17 protein-coding genes are annotated in these 19,242 nt (G+C 65.1%); 13 read left to right on the forward strand and 4 right to left on the reverse strand.

Annotated elements, in window-relative coordinates; genetic code table 11:
- Positions 1-2,114: N-acetylmuramoyl-L-alanine amidase (locus ACWEO2_RS12255; RefSeq protein ID WP_452405342.1), on the forward strand; the 2,114-nt coding region annotated here is incomplete at its 5' end.
- 159 nt (positions 2,115-2,273) lie between these two features.
- On the opposite strand, the gene ACWEO2_RS12260 is transcribed toward ACWEO2_RS12255, so the two are convergent.
- Positions 2,274-3,074, reverse strand: a complete 801-nt coding sequence (locus ACWEO2_RS12260) for an HAD family hydrolase (RefSeq protein ID WP_452405437.1) — start codon at positions 3,072-3,074, stop codon at positions 2,274-2,276.
- A gap of 127 nt (positions 3,075-3,201) precedes the next feature.
- Positions 3,202-4,431, reverse strand: coding sequence for a hypothetical protein (locus ACWEO2_RS12265; RefSeq protein ID WP_452405343.1), 1,230 nt, complete (start codon positions 4,429-4,431; stop codon positions 3,202-3,204).
- Positions 4,432-4,593: 162 nt separating this feature from the next.
- Between ACWEO2_RS12265 and ACWEO2_RS12270 the strand changes: the two genes are divergently transcribed.
- The 9 genes from ACWEO2_RS12270 (at position 4,594) to ACWEO2_RS12310 (ending at position 16,098) form a co-directional block, all read left to right on the forward strand.
- A complete protein-coding gene (locus ACWEO2_RS12270) occupies positions 4,594-5,571 on the forward strand; it encodes an ABC transporter permease (RefSeq protein WP_452405344.1) in 978 nt (325 codons plus the stop codon).
- On the forward strand, positions 5,568-6,509 hold the full coding sequence (locus tag ACWEO2_RS12275) for an ABC transporter permease (protein WP_355180185.1): 942 nt from the start codon (positions 5,568-5,570) through the stop codon (positions 6,507-6,509). Before ACWEO2_RS12270 ends, ACWEO2_RS12275 begins: the two co-directional genes overlap by 4 nt.
- Positions 6,506-8,374: an ABC transporter ATP-binding protein gene (locus ACWEO2_RS12280; RefSeq protein ID WP_452405345.1), complete on the forward strand. Its 1,869-nt coding sequence runs from the start codon at positions 6,506-6,508 to the stop codon at positions 8,372-8,374. Before ACWEO2_RS12275 ends, ACWEO2_RS12280 begins: the two co-directional genes overlap by 4 nt.
- 12 nt (positions 8,375-8,386) lie before the next feature.
- Positions 8,387-10,069, forward strand: a complete 1,683-nt coding sequence (locus ACWEO2_RS12285) for an ABC transporter family substrate-binding protein (protein WP_452405346.1) — start codon at positions 8,387-8,389, stop codon at positions 10,067-10,069.
- Positions 10,066-11,748 (forward strand): ABC transporter family substrate-binding protein, encoded by a 1,683-nt coding sequence (locus tag ACWEO2_RS12290; protein ID WP_452405347.1) that lies wholly within the window; start codon positions 10,066-10,068, stop codon positions 11,746-11,748. Before ACWEO2_RS12285 ends, ACWEO2_RS12290 begins: the two co-directional genes overlap by 4 nt.
- 11 nt (positions 11,749-11,759) lie before the next feature.
- Positions 11,760-13,433, forward strand: coding sequence for an ABC transporter family substrate-binding protein (locus ACWEO2_RS12295; protein ID WP_452405348.1), 1,674 nt, complete (start codon positions 11,760-11,762; stop codon positions 13,431-13,433).
- A complete protein-coding gene (locus tag ACWEO2_RS12300) occupies positions 13,430-14,128 on the forward strand; it encodes a hypothetical protein (RefSeq protein WP_452405349.1) in 699 nt (232 codons plus the stop codon). Before ACWEO2_RS12295 ends, ACWEO2_RS12300 begins: the two co-directional genes overlap by 4 nt.
- Positions 14,129-14,545: 417 nt before the next feature.
- A complete protein-coding gene (locus tag ACWEO2_RS12305; RefSeq protein ID WP_452405350.1) occupies positions 14,546-15,283 on the forward strand; it encodes a FadR/GntR family transcriptional regulator in 738 nt (245 codons plus the stop codon).
- Positions 15,284-15,387: 104 nt separating this feature from the next.
- Positions 15,388-16,098 carry a sterol desaturase family protein gene (locus ACWEO2_RS12310; protein WP_354959525.1) on the forward strand — a complete coding sequence of 237 codons (711 nt, stop codon included), beginning with the start codon at positions 15,388-15,390 and terminating at the stop codon, positions 16,096-16,098.
- Positions 16,099-16,235: 137 nt separating this feature from the next.
- On the opposite strand, the gene ACWEO2_RS12315 is transcribed toward ACWEO2_RS12310, so the two are convergent.
- On the reverse strand, positions 16,236-16,370 hold the full coding sequence (locus ACWEO2_RS12315) for a hypothetical protein (protein ID WP_452405351.1): 135 nt from the start codon (positions 16,368-16,370) through the stop codon (positions 16,236-16,238).
- Between the two features lie 56 nt (positions 16,371-16,426).
- Positions 16,427-16,984 carry a TetR/AcrR family transcriptional regulator gene (locus tag ACWEO2_RS12320; protein ID WP_452405352.1) on the reverse strand — a complete coding sequence of 186 codons (558 nt, stop codon included), beginning with the start codon at positions 16,982-16,984 and terminating at the stop codon, positions 16,427-16,429.
- A 137-nt stretch (positions 16,985-17,121) separates the two neighbouring features.
- Between ACWEO2_RS12320 and ACWEO2_RS12325 the strand changes: the two genes are divergently transcribed.
- The 3 genes from ACWEO2_RS12325 (at position 17,122) to ACWEO2_RS12335 (ending at position 19,214) form a co-directional block, all read left to right on the forward strand.
- Positions 17,122-17,859 (forward strand): carboxymuconolactone decarboxylase family protein, encoded by a 738-nt coding sequence (locus tag ACWEO2_RS12325; protein ID WP_452405353.1) that lies wholly within the window; start codon positions 17,122-17,124, stop codon positions 17,857-17,859.
- Positions 17,860-18,051: 192 nt separating this feature from the next.
- Positions 18,052-18,270 (forward strand): heavy-metal-associated domain-containing protein, encoded by a 219-nt coding sequence (locus ACWEO2_RS12330; protein WP_452405354.1) that lies wholly within the window; start codon positions 18,052-18,054, stop codon positions 18,268-18,270.
- Positions 18,271-18,293: 23 nt separating this feature from the next.
- Positions 18,294-19,214, forward strand: a complete 921-nt coding sequence (locus tag ACWEO2_RS12335) for a hypothetical protein (RefSeq protein ID WP_452405355.1) — start codon at positions 18,294-18,296, stop codon at positions 19,212-19,214.
- Positions 19,215-19,242: the final 28 nt, after the last annotated feature.

The following is a 19,242-nucleotide window of genomic DNA, read 5'->3' on the forward strand; positions in this document are numbered from 1 at the left end:
CCCAACCGGCTCCCGGCCAAACCTTCTCCGGCCAAGCGACTCCGGGTCATTCCGCCCCTGGCCAGGCCATTCCCGGCCAAACCACGCCCGGCCAGAGCCCCAACACCAGTCAAGGCACCCCCCTCGGTCAGGGCACCAAACCCAGCCAATCCCTTCCAGCCCAATCCGTTCCGAACCAACCTGTTCCGGCCCAATTGGCTCCCGGTCAAACCTTCCCCGGCCAAACGACTCCGGGCCAATCCGCCCCTGGCCAGGCCATTCCCGGCCAAACCACGCCCGGCCAGAGCCCCAACACCAGTCAAGGCACCCCCCTCGGTCAGGGCACCAAACCCAGCCAAACCACGCCGGGTCAAAGCCCCCGAACAAGTCAGAGCCCCGATACAGGTCATGGCCCCCTCGGACAGGGCATCACTCCAGGCCAAACCATTCCCGCGCAGTCCGGCCAACGTCATCCCTCGGCCGCCGCCTTCATCGCCGACGCGGACCAGCTGGAACCCGGAATCACCCCGGACACACCCGCATTGGCACCCGGCGCCGTCCCACCGGAACTGCTCAGCCAGGTCGGTGCGCAGGTCAAGGAAGTCAGTCGGGATACACCGTTCAGCCTCGTCGCATTGACCGCGCACGATCTGGTGGACACCAAGGTGATGATCCGGGCCCGTCAGTCCGATGACACCTGGGGTCCCTGGTACGACAGCCAAGCCGTCGATACGCGTCGCAACGATCGAGTGGCGGCGGGCGGCACCACCGGCACCGAACCGATCTACGTCGGCAATACCAAGTCGGTGCAGATTCTGGTGACCCGCAAGCCGACCCCGGCCACCTCACCGCATTCCCCGATCGCGGACGATGCCGAGGGCGCGGTGCCGATGCGGCCCACCCAGGCCGCCCCCCGCTCGGATGATCCGGCTCAGACCGCTGCCGCACTGACGGCTGTGCTGATCGATCCGGGCCGAGGGGCCATCGACGGCACGCTCACCGATGTCGCGGCGGCGCTGCCCGGCGGCGGACCCAATGTCATCACCCGATCCCAGTGGGGCGCCGACGAATCCATTCGCTGCGAAGACCCCACCTACGACGACCAGGTCGGCGGCATCACGGTGCACCACACCGCGGGTCGCAACGACTACAGCAAGGCCGAATCCGCGGGCATCGTCCGCGCGATCTACACCTATCACGCAAAGACGTTGGGCTGGTGCGATATCGGTTACAACGCACTGGTCGACAAGTACGGCCAGATCTTCGAGGGCCGCTTCGGCGGACTGGACCGTCCAGTGCAGGGCGCGCACGCGGGTGGGTTCAACGAGAACACCTCGGGTGTGGCATTGATGGGCAACTACGAGTCCGAGGAGCCCTCTGCGGAGGCGCTCGACGCGGTCGGCCGGTTCATCGGCTGGCGGTCCAAGATTGCGGGCCTCGACCCCAAGGGCTACACCACGATGTACTCGGAGGGCACCGAATTCACCCCCTATCCGGAGGGCGAGGCGGTCCAGCTGCCGGTGGTGTTCGCGCATCGCGACGTCGGCAATACCAGTTGCCCCGGTGACGCGGTCTATGCCGATATGGATCGCATCCGCGATATCGCCGCGGGCGTATCGGGCGCCTCCGGCACGTCGAGCAGACCGCAACAGCAGGCGCAGGCACAGACCGCCCCCCGCCCCCAGCCGGATATCGCAACGCTGGCCGCGCTGACCGCCAAACTGCTCGGCATGGTGAATCAGAACCCGATCGCCAAACATTGGGCCGATAAGGGCGGTCCGGACGGCCCGCTCGGCGCAGCCGTATCGGAGCCGCTGCCCGCCGCCCAGGGGCAGCAGTACGCCAAATTCGTCAACGGGTATGCCTACACCGGCGCGAACGGTCAGGTGTACGAGGTGATGGGCGCGATCCTGGACCGCTTCCTCACCCTCGGCGCCGACGCTGGCGTCCTCGGCCTCCCACTGAGCAATACCTATCCGGTGCCGAACGGACTGCGCACCGACTTCCAGTACGGCTCACTGATTCTCAACCAACTGACCGGCATCATCACCACCGTCTGGAAGGCCTACAACGAAACCAACCAACAGCAGATCAGCCGCAATCCGGTCGGCCAGGCCAGCGCACCCGCTGGCTGACCAGCGCACCACGCCGAGCCCAGCTGCGACGACCGCGTCGACCAGTTGGGCTCGGCGCATTTTCTGTACCGGAAACCGCCTGGGCCGCTTCGATATCTGTGCCCAGCCGGCCGAACTCTGCAACGGCTCACCGGGATTCGGTCAGTCCCGCTGACCAGCTCAGACCCACCAGCGCTCGAGTACTTGCGCCACACCGTCTTCGGAGTTCGCGGCGGTGACTTCGTTTGCGGCCGCGAGCGCCTCCGGGTGTGCGTTGGCCATCGCGACACCGTGGCCGACCATGGTCAGCATCGGTACGTCATTGGGCATATCACCGAACGCGATAATGGCCGAATGTTCGACGCCGAGGCGCTGGGCCACTATCGCCAGGCCGGATGCCTTGGTGACGCCGGGGGCGGAGATTTCGATCAGGCCGTGGTCGGTCGAGTAGGTGATATCGGCGCGGTCGCCGATCAGCGGTGCGAGGACCGCGCGCATATCGGCGCTGCGGGTGCCGCGTAGTCGAACCAGCATCTTGATCGCGGGCGCATCAATGACTTCCATGCGCGAGACCTCGGTGTCATCCGGATTGAGCCATGCGTGCTCGTATTCCGGCGAGCTCACGAATTGCGGCGTCACCGCATCGTGCGCGCTGGCACCGACACGTTCGGCGGCGAGGCCGCAGCCGGGCAGCGCGCGTTCGGCCAGATCGGCGATCCAGGACAGAGTGTCCACGTCGAGCGTGCGGCTGGCGAGCACCCGATCGGCGGCGCTGTCGTAGATCACCGCACCATTGCCGCAGACACACAGCGGCGCGTAGCCGAGCCCGTCGACCACCGGATCGATCCAGCGGGGCGGCCTGCCGGTGGCAAGGACGAATGGCACACCGTCGGTGATCAGGGCGGCCACCGCCGCCTTGGTTCGCGCGGTAACCCGCTCGTCGTGATCGATGAGGGTGCCGTCCACATCGGTGGCAACCATCTTCGGCTTGGGCAGGTGCAGGCGCGTCACCTATTCCATCCTGCCGGAAGACCATCTCGGCGAGGTCGCGGCTATCACCACGGCCTCGATCCGCGCCACCACGATCGGCTCGAGCAGTGTGCGGCTGTCACTTGGATGGCGGTCGCCGCCATACGGAGTCGTCGGCCTGCACTGTCGGGTCGGGCTGTTGTTCAGCCTGGTCAGGCTGTGGTTTCGCCAGATCGGGCCGCGGATGTGCAGGGGCTGCGCCGGGATTCGCCGACGTGCCCGGGGGTGTGCCCGCCGGGGGTGCGGCCTGTGGCCCGGCCTGACCCGGCGGCGGATATGCAGGCACACCCGAGGGATTCGCCGACCAGTCCGAGTACGTACCCGCCTGGGATGCGGCCTGCGTCCCGGCCTGACCCGGCGGCGGATATGGAGGGACTGCTGGAGGATTCATCGACCGGTCCGAGGGTGTGGCCGCCAGAGACGCGGCCCGCGCCGTCTGATCGGGCGGCGGATATGCGGGGGCCGCAGGAGGATTCGCCGACCAGTCCGAGGGCGTGCCCGCCGGAGACGCGGCCTTTGGCCCAGCCTGATCGGACGCCGGATATGCAGGCCCTATCGAGGGATTCGCCGACCAATCCGAGGGCGTGCCCGCCGGAGATGCGGCCTGGGTTCCTGCCTGGTCGGTTCCCGAATAGGCGGAACCCGCGTGAGGATACGGTGCACCGGGGCTGTACTGCGGATAACCGGTCGACGCGGGCGGGTAGGGCGTCGCGCCCGATCCGGATGAATACACCGCTGGTCCGGGAGGTGGCGCGGCAGGTCCGTACGGGTACCCGGCCACCGGTGGTGGGTAGGCGCTCGCCGGGTCATAGTTCAACCAGCGCGTCGTCGGGGCGATGAGGGCGAGGACCGCGGTGGCGATCGGGAAGACCAGCCCGATCAGACCGCCGACGCCACCGCTGATCGCTGCCGCGCCACCGCCCGAGGTGGTGTAGCGCAGTGTCACCGAGTACTCCGCGATTCCGGCGATCACGACCACCGCACACCCCGCGACGACCAGCACCCGGCCGAGCGGCTTCCTGGTGAACATCATGACTGCGCCGACACCGAGCAGGATCGCCGTGATCAGCGCGATAACACCGGTCACCAGCGCATATGTCCTGAACCACGGCTGCGCGAACAGGCCGGTCGAGTCGTAGTCGGCGAGGTCGGTCCCCAGGTCCGTGACCCCGAGCACGATATTCATACCGCCGCCGAGCAACTGGCCCGCGCTGCCGATACTCGCCAGCACTCCGGCGCTGATCGCGGTGCCGCCGCCGGGCACGGGCGCCGGAGCTGGCGGATACGGCTCATATTGCGGATAACTCATTACGGTCCCCCTTAGAGCGCCGAGAAAAGCCTGGACGCACCGGCAACGACAGGATAAGGGACATGCCGATCTCACACGAGTCACGCACGGTCGCACCCACGTCCTTATGATCAGGGACTAATACTCGATGCTGGCCCGACCAGCCGTAAGACCAGAGGACTGATGACCGGCTTCCTGCTACGACGCGCGTTCAATTATGTCGTGCTGTTGCTGCTGGCTTCGTTCCTGACGTTCAGTCTGGCGTCACTGACGTTCAAGCCGCTGGACAGTCTCGAACAGCGCAATCCACGTCCGCCACAGGCGGTGATCGATGCCAAGGCCGAACAGCTGCATCTCAACGAGCCGATCCCACAGCGCTATATCAGCTGGCTGAAGGGCATCCCGAAGGGTGACTTCGGCGAGACGCTGGCCGGACAGCCGGTCAGCGAGGAGCTGCCGCGGCGGGTGCTGGTGAGTCTGCGGCTGCTGATCATCGGTTCGATCGTGGGCACGGTGCTCGGGGTGTTGATCGGTGCGGCCGGGGCGATCCGACAATACAAATTCAGTGATTACTTCACCACGGTCGTCTCGCTACTGGTGCTGAGCACGCCGGTGTTCCTGCTCGCCACCCTGGTGAAATACGGTGCGCTGGAAGTGAATACGCTGACCGGATCGCAGATCTTCCTCTATACCGGTGAGACCTCGGCGAACAAGATCAACGGCTTTTTCCCGCAATTGCTCGACCGGCTCCAGCATCTGGTGCTGCCGACCGCCACTCTGGCCCTCGGCGCGATGGCCGGTTACAGCCGCTATCAGCGCAACGCCATGCTCGACGTATTGCAGAGCGATTTCATCCGCACCGCCCGCGCCAAGGGTCTGACCCGCAATAAGGCCCTCTACAAGCACGGTCTGCGCACCGCGCTGATCCCGATGGCGACGCTGTTCGCCTACAGCCTCGGCGGTCTGATCACCGGCGCGACGTTCACCGAAAAGATCTTCGGCTGGCACGGCGTCGGGGAATGGCTGGTCAACTCGATCAATGCCCAGGACCTCTACGTTGTCGTCACGGTGACGGCATTCGCCGGTCTGGTGGTGCTGGTATCGGGCCTGCTGTCCGATGTGGTGTACGCGATTCTCGACCCCAGGGTGCGTGTGGGATGACGGAAGCCGAGATCATTGTCCAGGGCGCGCCGGAGGTCGCGGCCGCCACCGGTCGGCGCAGACTCGTCCTGCGCCGCTTCCTGCGCAATAAGCCCGCCGTCGCCGGTGTGCTCGTGCTGCTGATCCTGGTGCTGGTCGCCTATGTGCTGCCCTACTTCTGGACCTGGGACTATCAGGAACTCGATGGCACGGCGCTGCGCAAACCGCCGAGTGCGAAACATCCCTTCGGCACCGATGCCATCGGCCACGACGTACTCGCGCAGACCCTGCGCGGGATGCAGAAGTCGCTGATCATCGGCTTCTGTGTCGCCATTATCAGCACCACCATCGCGGCGCTGACCGGTTCGATCGCCGGGCTCATCGGCGGTTTCACCGATCGGGCCATCATGTGGCTGGTGGACCTGCTGCTGGTGGTGCCGAGCTTCATCATCATCGCGCTGTTCGCGCCGAAGACCAAGGGCAGCGGCTCGATCCTGCTGCTGATCCTGCTGCTGAGCGTCTTCGGCTGGATGATCAGCGCGCGCATCGTGCGCGGTCTGACGATGAGTCTGCGCGAACGCGAATTCGTGAGGGCCGCACGGTATATGGGCGCGCCGACCAGGACGGTGATCCTGAGCCATATCCTGCCGAATATCGCCTCGATCCTGATCATCGACACCACGCTGTCGGTGGGTGCCTCGATCATGGCCGAAACCGGTTTGAGCTTTCTCGGATTCGGTGTGCAGTCGCCGGATGTTTCGCTCGGCACGCTCATCGCGTCGGGCACGGCGTCGGCGCTCACCTTCCCGTGGCTGTTCATGTTCGCCGGTGGACTGCTGATCGTCATCGTGCTTTCGGCGAATCTGGTCGGTGACGGATTGCGTGACGCGTTCGATCCCAGCGCGAAACGGGCTCGTTCGCGGAAGAAGGCGGCGTCGGAAAAGAAGGTCGGGGCATGACGGGCGATATGGCCGCCATCGAAAAGAACTCCACCGCACCGCTGTTGGAGGTCTCCGATCTGCGGGTTTCCTTCCCGAGCGAGGAGGGCCGGATCGACGCGGTGCGCGGGGTGAACTACACCGTCTCCGATGGTGAAGTGCTCGCCATTGTCGGCGAATCCGGTTCGGGCAAATCGGTGTCCTCGCTCGCGGTGATCGGGCTGCTGCCGGAGCAGGCGCGGATCAATGGCTCCATCCGGCTGCGCGGACGCGAACTGCTCGGACTCGGCGATCGTCAATTGTCCAAGCTGCGTGGACGCTCCATCAGCATGGTGTTCCAGGACCCGCTCTCGGCGCTGACCCCGGTCTACCGGGTCGGCGATCAGGTGGCCGAAGCCCTGCTCGCGCATACCGATATGACCAGCCGCGAGGCGTCGGCGCGGGCGGTGGAGCTGCTGGATATGGTGGGCATTCCCGATCCGGCGGTGCGCGCCAAGGCATTTCCGCACGAATTCTCCGGCGGCATGCGTCAGCGGGTGGTCATCGCCATGGCCATCGCCAATGATCCGGCGCTGATCATCTGTGATGAACCGACCACCGCACTCGATGTGACGGTGCAGCAGCAGATCCTGAATCTGCTGCGCAAGGCGCGTGATATCACCGGCGCTGGCGTCATCATGATCACCCACGATATGGGTATCGCGGCCACCCTGGCCGACCGCGTTGCGGTGATGTATGCGGGAAAGATCGTCGAAACCGCGCCAGCGGCAGAACTTTTCGCCGCACCGCGGATGCCCTACACGGTCGGGCTGCTCGGCTCCATTCCACGCATGGACGGACCGGCGCGCAGCCCGCTGATCCCGATCGTCGGTGCGCCACCGGCCATGCACGCGCTGCCGCCGGGTTGCTCCTTCGCACCGCGCTGTCCGATCGCGATCGATGACTGCCGCGCGGCCGAGCCGCCATTGGAGAAGACCGGCCCCGGCCATTCGGCCGCCTGCATCCGCACCGCGGAGGTCACCTCCGCCGATCTGTTCGCGGCCTACCGCCAGGAGATTGCGGAGCCGAGCGCCGAGGCCGAGACCGATGGGCGGGTGGTGCTGCGGGTTTCCGATCTGGTCAAGACCTATCCGATCACCTCCGGCGTGGTGTTCAAGCGCCGCAAGGGCGAGGTCCGCGCGGTCGACGGCATCAGCTTCGAGGTGCGCGCCGGGCGCACATTGGCGCTGGTCGGCGAATCGGGTTCCGGAAAATCCACCACACTCACCCAGATCCTCGACCTGGTGCAGCCGGAAGCGGGCACTATCGAGATCATGGGCAGCGATATCGCGAGCCTGACCAAGGCGCGCAAACGCGAGATCCGCCGCAAGATGCAGATCGTCTTCCAAGATCCGACGGCCGCGCTGGATCCGCGGTTGCCGATCTTCGATGTGCTCGCCGAACCGATGCGCATCGATGGCCGCCCGCGCGCCGAAATCGCCAAGCGGGTACCGGCACTGCTCCAACAGGTCGGTCTGCGGCCCGAGCACGCCGATCGCTATCCCGCCGATTTCTCCGGCGGCCAGAAGCAGCGCATCAGCATCGCCCGCGCGCTGGCCCTGGATCCGGAGATTCTCGTGCTCGACGAACCGGTGTCGTCGTTGGATGTGTCCATCCAGGCGGGTGTGCTGAATCTGCTGCGCAACCTGCAGACCGAACACGGTCTGTCCTATCTGTTCGTCTCGCACGATCTTTCGGTGGTCCGCAACCTGGCCCACGATATCGCGGTGATGTACCGCGGGAAGATCGTCGAGGCCGGGCCCGCCGAACAGATCTTCGACCATCCGAGCAACGAATACACCCGGGCGTTGATCGATGCGGTCCCGGTGCCGGTCGTCAGCCGATAGAGGGAGAGCGCGATGCCATCGAGAACCCGAATCAGCCGGATGCGGTGGGCGGTACCGGTGGTCGCGCTCGGCCTGATCGTGGCGGGCTGCGGTTCGGGCGGCGATTCGACAACGGGACTGTCGGCTACGCTCGGCACCACCAATGACATCAATCCCAAGAGCGTCGACGAGGTGCGCGACGGCGGCAATCTACGCCTCGCGGTTACGTCGTACCCGGCCAACTGGAACACCCTGTCCAATGACGGGAACGACGGCGAGATAGCCGATATCGAACGGCCGATAATGCCGCGATCGTTCGACACCAACGCCGCCGGCGAATTGTCGATCAATCGGGACTATTTCACCGATATCGCGCTGACCAGCACCGACCCACAGCAGGTCACCTATACGATCAACCCGAAGGCGGTCTGGTCCGACGGCAATCCGATCACCTGGGAAGACATCAAATCCGAGGCGAACGCACTCAGCGGCCGGGATAAACGCTTCCTGATCGCCATTACCAACGGCTTCGAATTCGTGGACAAGGTGGAGCGTGGCGTCGACGACCGCCAGGCCGTCCTGACCTTCGGCCGTCCCTATGCCGAATGGCGCGGACAGTTCGCGGGCAATGCCTCGCTGTTCCCGAAATCCGTGACCGCCGATCCGGATTCGTTCAACAACAGCCTCGCCAATGCGATGGGGCCCAGTGCCGGACCGTTCCAGGTCGTGTCCACCGATCGCGCGCAGGGCCGAATCATCTTGGGCCACAATCCGAAATGGTGGGGTGCCAAACCCAAACTCGACACCATCACCTACAGCGTGCTCGATCACTCCGCCTGGACGACGGCGTTGCAGAACAACGAACTCGACCTGGTACAGCTGACCACCGTCGACGACGTCCAGACCGTACGCAATACCGGTGGCCTGGTGGTTCGGCGCGCGCCGGGTAACCGCTGGCGCCACATCACCTTCAATGGCGCACCGGGGTCCATCCTTTCCGACTCCGGGGTCCGCGTGGCCATTTCGAAGGCCATCGATCGGCAGTCGATCGTCAACGCGATCCAGAACGGGCTGGTCGAGAATCCCAAGCCGCTGAACAATCACATCTTCCTACAGGGTCAGACGGGCTACCAGGACAACAGCCTCGGCTTCGATCCGACGGCGGCCGCTCGCGAACTCGACGCGGCGGGGTGGAAACTCAACGGGAACGTACGGGAGAAAGACGGGCGCAAGCTCGTCATCCGCGATGTCATGTACAACGATCCGACCTGGGTGCAGGTCGCTCAGATCATTCAGCGCAACCTCGCCGACATCGGCGTGGGGCTGACCATCGACACCAAGCCCGGTGCCGGATATTTCACCGATGTCATCCAGCCGGGTGATTTCGACGCCGCCCAGTTCATCTGGTCCGGTGATGCGTTCGCGTTCAGCAGTATTCGACAGGCGTACTACTACGACCCGAACGACCTGCAGGGCAATTACGCCCGCATCGGTTCGCCGGAGCTCAACGCCCTGATCGATCGCACCCTCTCGGAACTTGATCCGAAGAAGGCGATCGAACTGGCCAATGAGGTGGACCGCAAGGTCTTCGAGGAGGGACATTCGCTGCCGCTCATGCAGAGCGATGGCAGCTTCGGCGTGCGCGCCGATCTCGCCAATATCGGGTCCCCTGGCCTCGCGTCATATGACTACACCAAGATCGGATTCGTGAAATGACAACAGCACGTATCGCCCGACAGCGCCGGGTGGGAATTCGGATCGCGGCCCCCGCCGTCGCCATCGCGCTGATTTTGTCCGGGTGTGGGTCGAGCGACCCGGAGACCAGCAGCAGTTCGCTGACCAGCTCCAATGATATCAATCCAAAGGAAAGGGGCGAGCTGCGCGAGGGCGGGAATCTGCGTCTGGCACTGACGAATTTCCCGGCGACCTTCAATGGGTCACATATCGACGCCGACGGCGAGGTCACCGACCTCGTCGGCTGGACGCTGCCGAGTTCGATCAAATCCAATGCGGCGGGCGAGATTTCGACTGACACCAACTACTTCACCGAAATCAAGCTCACCAATACCAGCCCGCAGACGATCGTCTACACCATCAACCCGAAGGCCGTCTGGACCGACGGAACCCCCATCACCTGGGAAGACCTGCGGTCGCAGTGGTACGCACTCAGTGGGCGCGACAACGCATTCCAGGTGCGCGCGACCCAGGGTTATGCACAGGTGGACCGGGTCGAGCGCGGCGCGGACGATCGGCAGGCAATCGTCACCTTCGGCCAGCACTACGCGGAGTGGCAGGGACTGTTCGACATCATCTATCCGAAGGCGTCGACGGCGACCCCGCAGGCATTCGATGCCGTCGACCGCAATGGTCTTGCGGTGTCGGCCGGACCATTCGTGATCACCTCGATCGACAAGGCACAGCAGCGAATCGTGCTCGGCCGCAACCCGAAGTGGTGGGGTGAAGCCCCGAAGCTGGACACGGTCACCTACAGCGTGCTCGACTATGCGGCCCGGCTCAACGCCCTGCAGAACAACGAACTGGATGCCGCGACCGTATACGGTCTGGATGAGGTGAAGACGGCCTCGAACGCACCCGGGATCAAGGTGCGCCGGACCCCGACACAGCGCTTCTCGCACTTCACCTTCAACGGAGCGCCCGGCTCGATCCTCGAGGATCCGAAACTGCGCGTGGCCATTTCGAAGGGCATCGATCGGCAGGCCATCGCGACCGCCAGCCAGCAAGGGGTGGTGACCGATCCCAAGGCGCTGAACAACCACATATTCGTGGCGGGCCAGAAGGGCTTCCAGGACAACGCGGCATCGGTCGCCTACAACCCCGAGCAGGCCGCCAAGGAACTCGATGACCTCGGATGGAAGCTCAACGGTGACGTCCGCGAAAAGGATGGCCGCAAGCTCGAAATCCGCGATGTGATGTACCAGCAGGAACTCTGGATCCAGGTCGCCCAGATCGCGCAGCAGAATCTGGCGAAGATCGGCGTCAAGCTGATCATCCAGACCTACCCGGGCAATGGCCTTTTCAAGGATGTGGTCGATCCGGGCAACTTCGATATCGTCCAGTTCAGCTGGACCGGTAGCATTCTCCCGCTCGGCGCACTGCCGCAGATCTACGCCTACAATCCGGCCAACCCGCTGAGCAACAAGGGCAAGATCGGCTCGCCGGAACTGAACGCGCTGATCGAACAGACCATTGCCGAACTGGATCCCGAGAAGGCCATCCAACTGGCGAACCAGTGCGACAAGATGATCTTCGACGAGGGCTTCTCCCTGCCCATTGCACAATCTCCCGGCACCATCGCCGTGCGTGAGGGGCTGGCCAACTACGGTGCGTTCGGCCTGGCTTCGCCGGATTACACCACGATCGGATTCGTGAAGTGAGGTTTCCCGCAATGACTTCCGCACGCTTTGCCCGGTTCGCCGTCCCTGTTGTCGCGCTCGGCCTGATCGCGACCGGTTGCTCCGACAACAGCATTACCCCGGGCACGGTCGATATCGGCAGTACAAACGACATCAACCCGAAGGATCGCAGCGAGCTGCGCGACGGCGGGAACCTGCGCCTGGCCATCACCAACTTCCCGGAGAACTTCAACTATCTGCATATCGACGGCACCACCGACACCACGGCCACAGTGATCAGTCCGACGATGCCGTCCCCTTGGGTGAGCAATGCGGCGGGAGAACTCACCGTCGACCACAATTACTTCACCGACATCAAGCTGACGAATACCAGCCCCCAGCAGGTCACCTACACGATCAACCCGAAGGCCGTATGGTCCGATGGCAGCCCGATCACGTGGGAGGACCTGCGATCGGAGGCGGCCGCGCTGAGCACCAAGGACCCCGGCTTCCTCATCTCCTCACCCAGCGGCTTCGACCGGGTCGAGAAGGTCGAACGAGGCGAGGACGACCGGCAGGCGATCGTCACCTTCAATAAGCCGTATGCCGAGTGGCAGGGGCAATTCAGTCCGCTGTATCCGAAGTCTGTCACCGCCACCCCGGATGCGTTCAGCAACGCCGACCACGACACGCTCCCGGTCAGCTCGGGTCCGTTCATGGTCACCGGCATCGATCGCGCGCAGAACCGGATCACGCTGGGCCGCAATCCGAAATGGTGGGGCGATACCCCGAAGCTGGACACGATCACGCTCAGCGTGCTCGACAATTCCGCGGTGCTGCCCGGGATCCAGAACAACGAGATCGACTACGCCTATATGTCCGGCATCGAGAATGTGACCGGCGCGAGGAATTCGAAGAACGTGGTGGTGCGGCGCACGCCCGAGCCCAGTTGGTCGCATCTGACCTTCAATGGCGGCAAGGGCGCCCTGCTCGAGGATCCGCAACTGCGCATTGCCATTTCGAAGGCAATCGATCGGCAGGCCCTGGTGACCGCCGCCCAGAACGGTGTCGTCGAAAATCCGACGCCACTGAACAACCACATCTACATGAAGGGTCAGAAGGGCTACCAGGACAATTCGGCGCCGATCGCCTACGACCCCGCCGAGGCGGCGCGGATGCTCGACGCGCTCGGCTGGAAGCTCAATGGCGATGTCCGCGAAAAGGATGGCCGAAAGCTGGAACTGCGCGATGTGATGTACCAGCAGGAGGCCTGGGTGCAGACCGCGCAGATCGTGCAGCAGAACCTGGCGAAGGTCGGGGTGAAACTGACCATCCAAACCGTACCCGGCCAAGGGTTGTTCAAGGACGTGATCGATCCGGGGAACTTCGACATCGCCCAATTCAGCTGGGGCGGTAGCGTGCTACCGCTGGGGGCACTGCAGCAGGTCTACACGTACGATCCGAACAACCCGAACAGTCAGTTGAGCAATAAGGCCCGCATCGGATCACCGGAACTGAATGCGCTGATCGAGCAGACCATTGCCGAACTGGATCCGGCGAAGGCCATCGAACTGGCGAACAAATGCGATCAGATGATCTTCGCCGAGGGCTATTCGGTACCACTGCACCAGGCCTCGGGCACCTACGCCGTCCGCGATAACCTCGCCAACTATGGGGCCTTCGGCCTCGCCAGCCCCGACTACACCAAAGTCGGCTTCCTGAAGTGAAATTCGGACCGGGCCACCCCCTGGCCTATCCGGTCTCCGTGACGATCGGCGCCCTGGTTGTTTGCCTGGCCTGGGCGCCGTTCGCCGATGTGGACCAGCTCGCGGCCCTGGCGACGGTGGCGCTGGGCATCCTGGGTTACACGGGGTTTCAACTGGCACGGGCGCTGGGTCGCCTGCCGCATGGATTGGCGGACGGCAACCGTGCGGGTTCCGGTGGCGCCGATCGCGGCAATGTCTGCACCGTCGAGATCAAACGGGTGCGACAGCAGCACCGGCTCGTCAGTCGCAGTTGGCTCGAGATCACCGAGAACTACCGAACCCGGTGGCTGCCGGTGTTTTTCGAGCCGGGACTGCTCGGCATGACCGAGACCGCGGCCGAGGTGTCCGACCGATCCGTCGACACCGCCACCCTCCACTTCTATCCCTCCGGAAAAGCGCGTACCTCCGAACCGCCCGGTCGCCTGATCGATAACCCATCCCGCCCCGACCCCGATGCCCCGGACCTCGCAGCCGAATCCACTCGGGTCCGCCGCCGGCTGCTGCTCGACGCCCAATCCACGGTTGCCGCGCCCTTCGTGGGTCTGATGTGGGTCTACGTGGCCGAGGGCGGGTTCATCGCCTTCCTGGCCGCCACTTGCGTGGCCGCGGCCACCGCCATCTGGCTCGCCGCCATCCGGGGCTCCGACCCCAGCTGACCCGGCCAGCGTCGCGCGAATCGGACCACGCTGAGGGTTCGCGAGGACGAGTCATCGGCTTGGCCATGTACCGCCTCGACCAGGAGTGATTCGATCGTCAGCCGGTTGTGGACCTGGCTCCGCGCCGTCAGCCCATCGTCGACTTGGGTTCCGCGGGCGACTGGATCCCGCAATTGGCGATACATTCTGCCCTCGTTACGCGGTGGCGGTGTCGAGACGGACCTGGGTTCGGCGGAAGATTCCCCCAACAGTCGGGCGATGTCTGATGCCCATTTCGCGCGGTGGTCGTTCGGACGCAGGTTTTGCCTCGGCACGTTCTACGAACAATCGAGGTTCGCCACGTTCGAGCAATGACTCCGAGGTAGGCAACTGGTCTGACCACTTGACCTCCTGACCTTTGTGGCGCAGAGTAGGGACATGGCGTTGCAACCTGTGGTCAAACGGTCGGTGTCGGGGGACGTATTCGAGCAGATCGCGGCGGATGTGCTCAGTGGAGAGTTGGCCCCCGGGGCGACACTGCCGAGTGAGCGGCAGTTGGCGGAGGCACTCGGGGTCTCGCGCCCCGCGGTGCGCGAGGCACTGCAGCGGTTGGCGGCGGCCGGGCTGGTGGCGGTGCGACAGGGGGATGCGACCACGGTGCTGGACTATCGGCGCGGCGCCGGGCTCGAGGTGTTGCCGCGGTTGCTGGTTCAGGCCGGGGAGTTGGAGCCGAAGGTCGCGCGCAGCATTCTGGAGGCGCGGCTGCACAATGGGCCCAAGGTGGCCGAACTCGCGGCCATCCGGCTCGGCAAAACCGACTCTGCCACCGTGCGCGCCGCCTTGGATCGCAGCGTCGAAGCGCTTGCCGCCGAACAGGATCCGATCGCACAACAGCGGCACGCGATGGAGTTCTGGGATCACGTCGTCGACGCCGCCGACTCCATCGTGTTCCGGCTCATGTTCAACATGTTGCGCGGCGCCTATGAACCCGCGCTCGCGGCGCTGGCCCCGATCATGTCCGCCGAGGTGGGCAATGTCGAGGCCTATCGAAACCTGGCCGCCGCCATCGAGGCCGGCGAGCCCGAACAGGCCGCCAGCACCGCTCGGGCCTTGCTCGAACCGGCGACCACGGCCCTGATCGAAGTATTGGAGGGCACTGAAAGCACCCGTCGCTGACGGCATTGTCACGATCCGGCGATCCGGATCACCGCGGCGGTTCGGAATATCGCTCGGTGCGCCACCGAATGGACGGCACCGACTGGCTGCACCAAGGAAAGACCATGACGAAACCCCAATCATCCAGCAAGGATTCGGCCACGGCGCGCGAGCGCGTGCGTCAGGACGAGCGGACCCTGCGCCGCGGTCTCACGCTCGGCGGCGCATTCCGGGAATTCATTCGGCATCCCTCGCCCTGGCTGATCGGCAGCACCCTGGCGGCGGCGCTGGTCGCCCGAATCATCGTGGGCGACTGGCAATTGACCGATGCGTTGGTGCCCGCGGTCATGCTCGCACTCTTCCCGCTCTTCGAGTGGATCGTGCACGTGACGGTACTGCACTGGCGGCCGAGGCGGCTCGGCCCGATCCCGATCGACAGCGAACTGGCACGCAAACACCGTGAGCACCACGTCGATCCGCGCAATATCCCGCTGATCTTCATTCCGACCAAGACGCTGTCGGTGCTGGTCGTGATCCTGGTCGCGCTCGCCACCCTGGCCTTCCCGCGCCTCGGTCTCGGCCTGACCTTCCTGCTGATGATCACCCTGCTCGGCCTCGGCTACGAGTGGACCCACTACCTCGTGCACACCGACTACAAACCGAAAGGCTCGCTCTACCGAGCGGTTTGGCGCAACCATCGCCACCACCACTACAAGAACGAGCACTACTGGTTCACCGTCACCACCTCCGGCACCGCCGACCGCCTCCTCGGCACCTATCCCGACCCCGCGACCACCGAAACCTCCCCCACCGCCCGCCACCTGCACTCGGCCTGACGGTCGGGGCACCGTAGCAGTCATTCGGAGCCGAGCGTCGGCGCGATAGTGCGCCGCATCGGCATCCGATACCCGGCTTCGACGAACCCGGTGGGCTGGCCCGACGCGTCACCGACCATCGCGAAATTCACTTCGAATCAGTTGTCGGACGGCGCGAATTCGGCGCGCAGTTCCGGCACGCCCGCGCAGCGTAGATAGCCCAGTCCCACAGCGGGATTCGAATGCTGCGCGCACAGCAGTAGGTTGTGACGGTGCGCCGGATGCAAGGTCACACGTCGACAGCAGATCGCCTGACCTCACGACACCCTTCGACCGCAGCGGGACCGCGTCAGCCGGTCGCGAGCAGACGGCCTGCGATGGTGCGGGCGCGGTCGGCGGCGGCCGGGGAGCCTTCGCGAAGGGCGGTGACTATCGCGCCGTCGACGAGCAGGGCGAGTGCTGCGGCCAGCTCCTCGGCATCGGATCGGCCTGCGGCGGTGAGGAGTTCGCTGAGGTAGCCGATGACCCGGCGTTTGTGCTGGTCGGCCGCATGGTGGGCAGCAGAATCCGGGTCGGCCACCTCCACCATGGTGTTGATGAACGCGCAGCCGCGGAAGTCCTTGCGGGCGAAGCGTTCCGAGAGCGCGTCGAATACCGCGAGCGGCCGGTCCACGGGTTCGCCCGCCTTGGCTTCGACGGATTCCCGCAGCCAGGCCAGCCAGCGACGATCACGATCCTCGAGCACCGCGACGACCAGGTCGTCCTTGCTCGCGAAGTGGCGGTAGAAGGAGGCCCGGCCGACGCCGGACTCCTGGAGCAGGCGGTCTACACCGACCGCTCTGATGCCTTCGGCGTAGAAGAGTTCTTCGGCGGTGGTGAGTAATCGCTGCTTGGCCTGTGTTGCCATGTCCCCACGCTACCAGAACGGCACCGATCGGTACCATCCGACTTGACTTATTCGGTACCGATCAGTACCGTCTCAATTCGGCACCGATCGGTACCATTACGTTCGAGTTTGGAGTCACAATGTCTCGGCTACCGCTTGTGTCCATCGAAACCGCCGACGCCGAGCAGGCCGATCTGCTCACCGAGGTGCAGCGCCAGCTGGGCCGGGTTCCGAATCTCTATGCCGCCATGGCGAACAGCCCCGCGACACTGCGCGGCTACCTGACCATGCGCGACGCACTGACCCGCGGCAAGCTCTCCGCCCGCGTCCGCGAGCAGCTGGCCCTGCTGGTCGCCAGCGAAAACGGTTGCGATTACTGCATTGCCGCACACAGCATGCGCGCAGGCCGGATGGGTTTCACCGAGGAGGCGATCGCGGCCACCCGCGCGGCGCACGCCGAGGATCCGCATGCGGATGCGGTGCTGCGGATCGCCCGCGAAGTGCTGCGGTCCCGCGGCCGCGTCGACGATCAGATCATCGCGTCGGCCCGCGAACACGGCGTGAGTGATGCCGAACTGAGTGAGATCGTCGGCCATATCGCTCTGAATGTCCTGTCCAACTACTTCAACCACGTCGCAAAGCCGGAACTGGACTTCCCACCGGCCGCACCAGCGGAAGGCACCCAAATGACCACGAAATGGCGCAAGGCCACCAAAGTCGCTCTGGTAGAAGGCTATGCACTGCTCGACCGGGACGGGGCGCAGGTGCGCACGATCGAAGATGTCGCGGTGTCGATCGAAGGCGGATTCCTGCACATCAAGGTCTCGGACACAGCTGAAGTGCAGGTGGTTTCGGCACCGGCGGTGGCCCTGGTCAGCTACCGCCCCGAATCCTGAGCATCAATAACGACCATCCTGAGCCCGGCTCGGCGATCACTCGATCGCCGAGCCGGGCTTTTCGCATCTCAGGCGGCATGTTGCGTTGGTCATACCCTCACGGGGTAGGCCTATCTTCTTGACAATGTACCCTAGGGGGGTATGGTAAACCTGGTTGGACGGCAGGAGCCGTCATTCGGAGAAGGAGAGCAGATGAGCACCGCAGCCACCACCGCCACTGTCACCGTCACGGGCATGACCTGCGGCTGCTGCGCCAACTCGGTCAGCAAGGAGGTCGGCAAGATCGACGGCGTCACCAACGTCGATATCGACCTCGCCAGCGGCCGGGTAACCGTCGACAGCACCACGGCGGTCGAATTCGGCGCCATCGCCGCCGCCGTCGATAAGGCCGGATACCGGCTCGCCGAGTAACGACACCAGAACGGAGCATCCCGATGAACGCGTCCAGCAAGTTCGCCGGTTACGCCCTCGGTCTCGCGGCGGTCTTCGGGATCGCGCTGGCCGTCGGCGCGACACTCGGGCCCGAGCCCACCGAGTCCACGCACGATTCGAAGGCGCACGGCGCCATGGGCGAGTCGAAGTCCGATGCGGTACCCGCGGGACTCATGGCCAGCGAAAACGGATACACGCTGCGCCTGGATACCCCGCAGACCACCGCCGCAGCGAACGCACCCCTGCGCTTCCGAATCCTGAACCGCGCGGGCGCACCGGTCACCGACTATGTCCGCAGCCACGATAAGGATCTGCACCTCATCGTGGTCCGCCGCGATATGGCCGCCTTCCAGCATGTACACCCGACGCTCGAGCAGGCGGGCACCTGGAGCGTCCCGCTGGATCTGAGCCGAGCCGGGGACTACCGGGTGTTCGCCGACTTCACCCCCGAAGGCGGCGAGAATCTGACGCTCGGCGCCGACCTGCGGGTCGCGGGCAACTACGACGTGCAGGCGCTGCCAGCACCGTCGACCACCGCCCAGGTCGGCGACTACACCGTCACGCTGGACGGCGCGGTCACCCCGGGCCAGCCGTCGAAGGTCGTGCTCACGGTGCGCCGCAATGGCAAACCGGTCACCGATCTGCAGCCCTATCTGGCGGCCTACGGTCACCTCGTGGCCCTGCGCGCCGCCGACCTCGGCTATCTGCACGTCCACCCGGAGGGCAGCCCAGGCGATGGTGCGACCCCGGCCGGGCCAGGCATAACCTTCTACGTCGACGCCCCGAGCGCCGGTGACTACCGACTCTTCCTCGATTTCCAGCACGAAGGCGTGGTCCGCACCGCCGAATTCACCGTCTCGGTCACCGACACCGGAGCCCCGGCGGCGGGACCCGCCGCGGAGCCTGCCGGACACGGCCACTGATCACTACCCTGAGTCGCACAGAACGGAG

Source organism: Nocardia sp. NPDC004278 (assembly GCF_053602975.1).

Excerpts from the sequence above, each read along its gene's own strand:
- ACWEO2_RS12285 (WP_452405346.1), top strand. The coding sequence starts at position 8,387 with ATGCCATCGAGAACCCGAATCAGCCGGATGCGGTGGGCGGTACCGGTG.
- ACWEO2_RS12270 (WP_452405344.1), top strand. The coding sequence starts at position 4,594 with ATGACCGGCTTCCTGCTACGACGCGCGTTCAATTATGTCGTGCTGTTG.
- ACWEO2_RS12265 (WP_452405343.1), bottom strand. The coding sequence starts at position 4,431 with ATGAGTTATCCGCAATATGAGCCGTATCCGCCAGCTCCGGCGCCCGTG.
- ACWEO2_RS12295 (WP_452405348.1), top strand. The coding sequence starts at position 11,760 with ATGACTTCCGCACGCTTTGCCCGGTTCGCCGTCCCTGTTGTCGCGCTC.
- ACWEO2_RS12260 (WP_452405437.1), bottom strand. The coding sequence starts at position 3,074 with ATGGTTGCCACCGATGTGGACGGCACCCTCATCGATCACGACGAGCGG.
- ACWEO2_RS12330 (WP_452405354.1), top strand. The coding sequence starts at position 18,052 with ATGAGCACCGCAGCCACCACCGCCACTGTCACCGTCACGGGCATGACC.
- ACWEO2_RS12305 (WP_452405350.1), top strand. The coding sequence starts at position 14,546 with ATGGCGTTGCAACCTGTGGTCAAACGGTCGGTGTCGGGGGACGTATTC.
- ACWEO2_RS12290 (WP_452405347.1), top strand. The coding sequence starts at position 10,066 with ATGACAACAGCACGTATCGCCCGACAGCGCCGGGTGGGAATTCGGATC.
- ACWEO2_RS12320 (WP_452405352.1), bottom strand. The coding sequence starts at position 16,984 with ATGGCAACACAGGCCAAGCAGCGATTACTCACCACCGCCGAAGAACTC.
- ACWEO2_RS12280 (WP_452405345.1), top strand. The coding sequence starts at position 6,506 with ATGACGGGCGATATGGCCGCCATCGAAAAGAACTCCACCGCACCGCTG.
- ACWEO2_RS12310 (WP_354959525.1), top strand. The coding sequence starts at position 15,388 with ATGACGAAACCCCAATCATCCAGCAAGGATTCGGCCACGGCGCGCGAG.
- ACWEO2_RS12335 (WP_452405355.1), top strand. The coding sequence starts at position 18,294 with ATGAACGCGTCCAGCAAGTTCGCCGGTTACGCCCTCGGTCTCGCGGCG.
- ACWEO2_RS12275 (WP_355180185.1), top strand. The coding sequence starts at position 5,568 with ATGACGGAAGCCGAGATCATTGTCCAGGGCGCGCCGGAGGTCGCGGCC.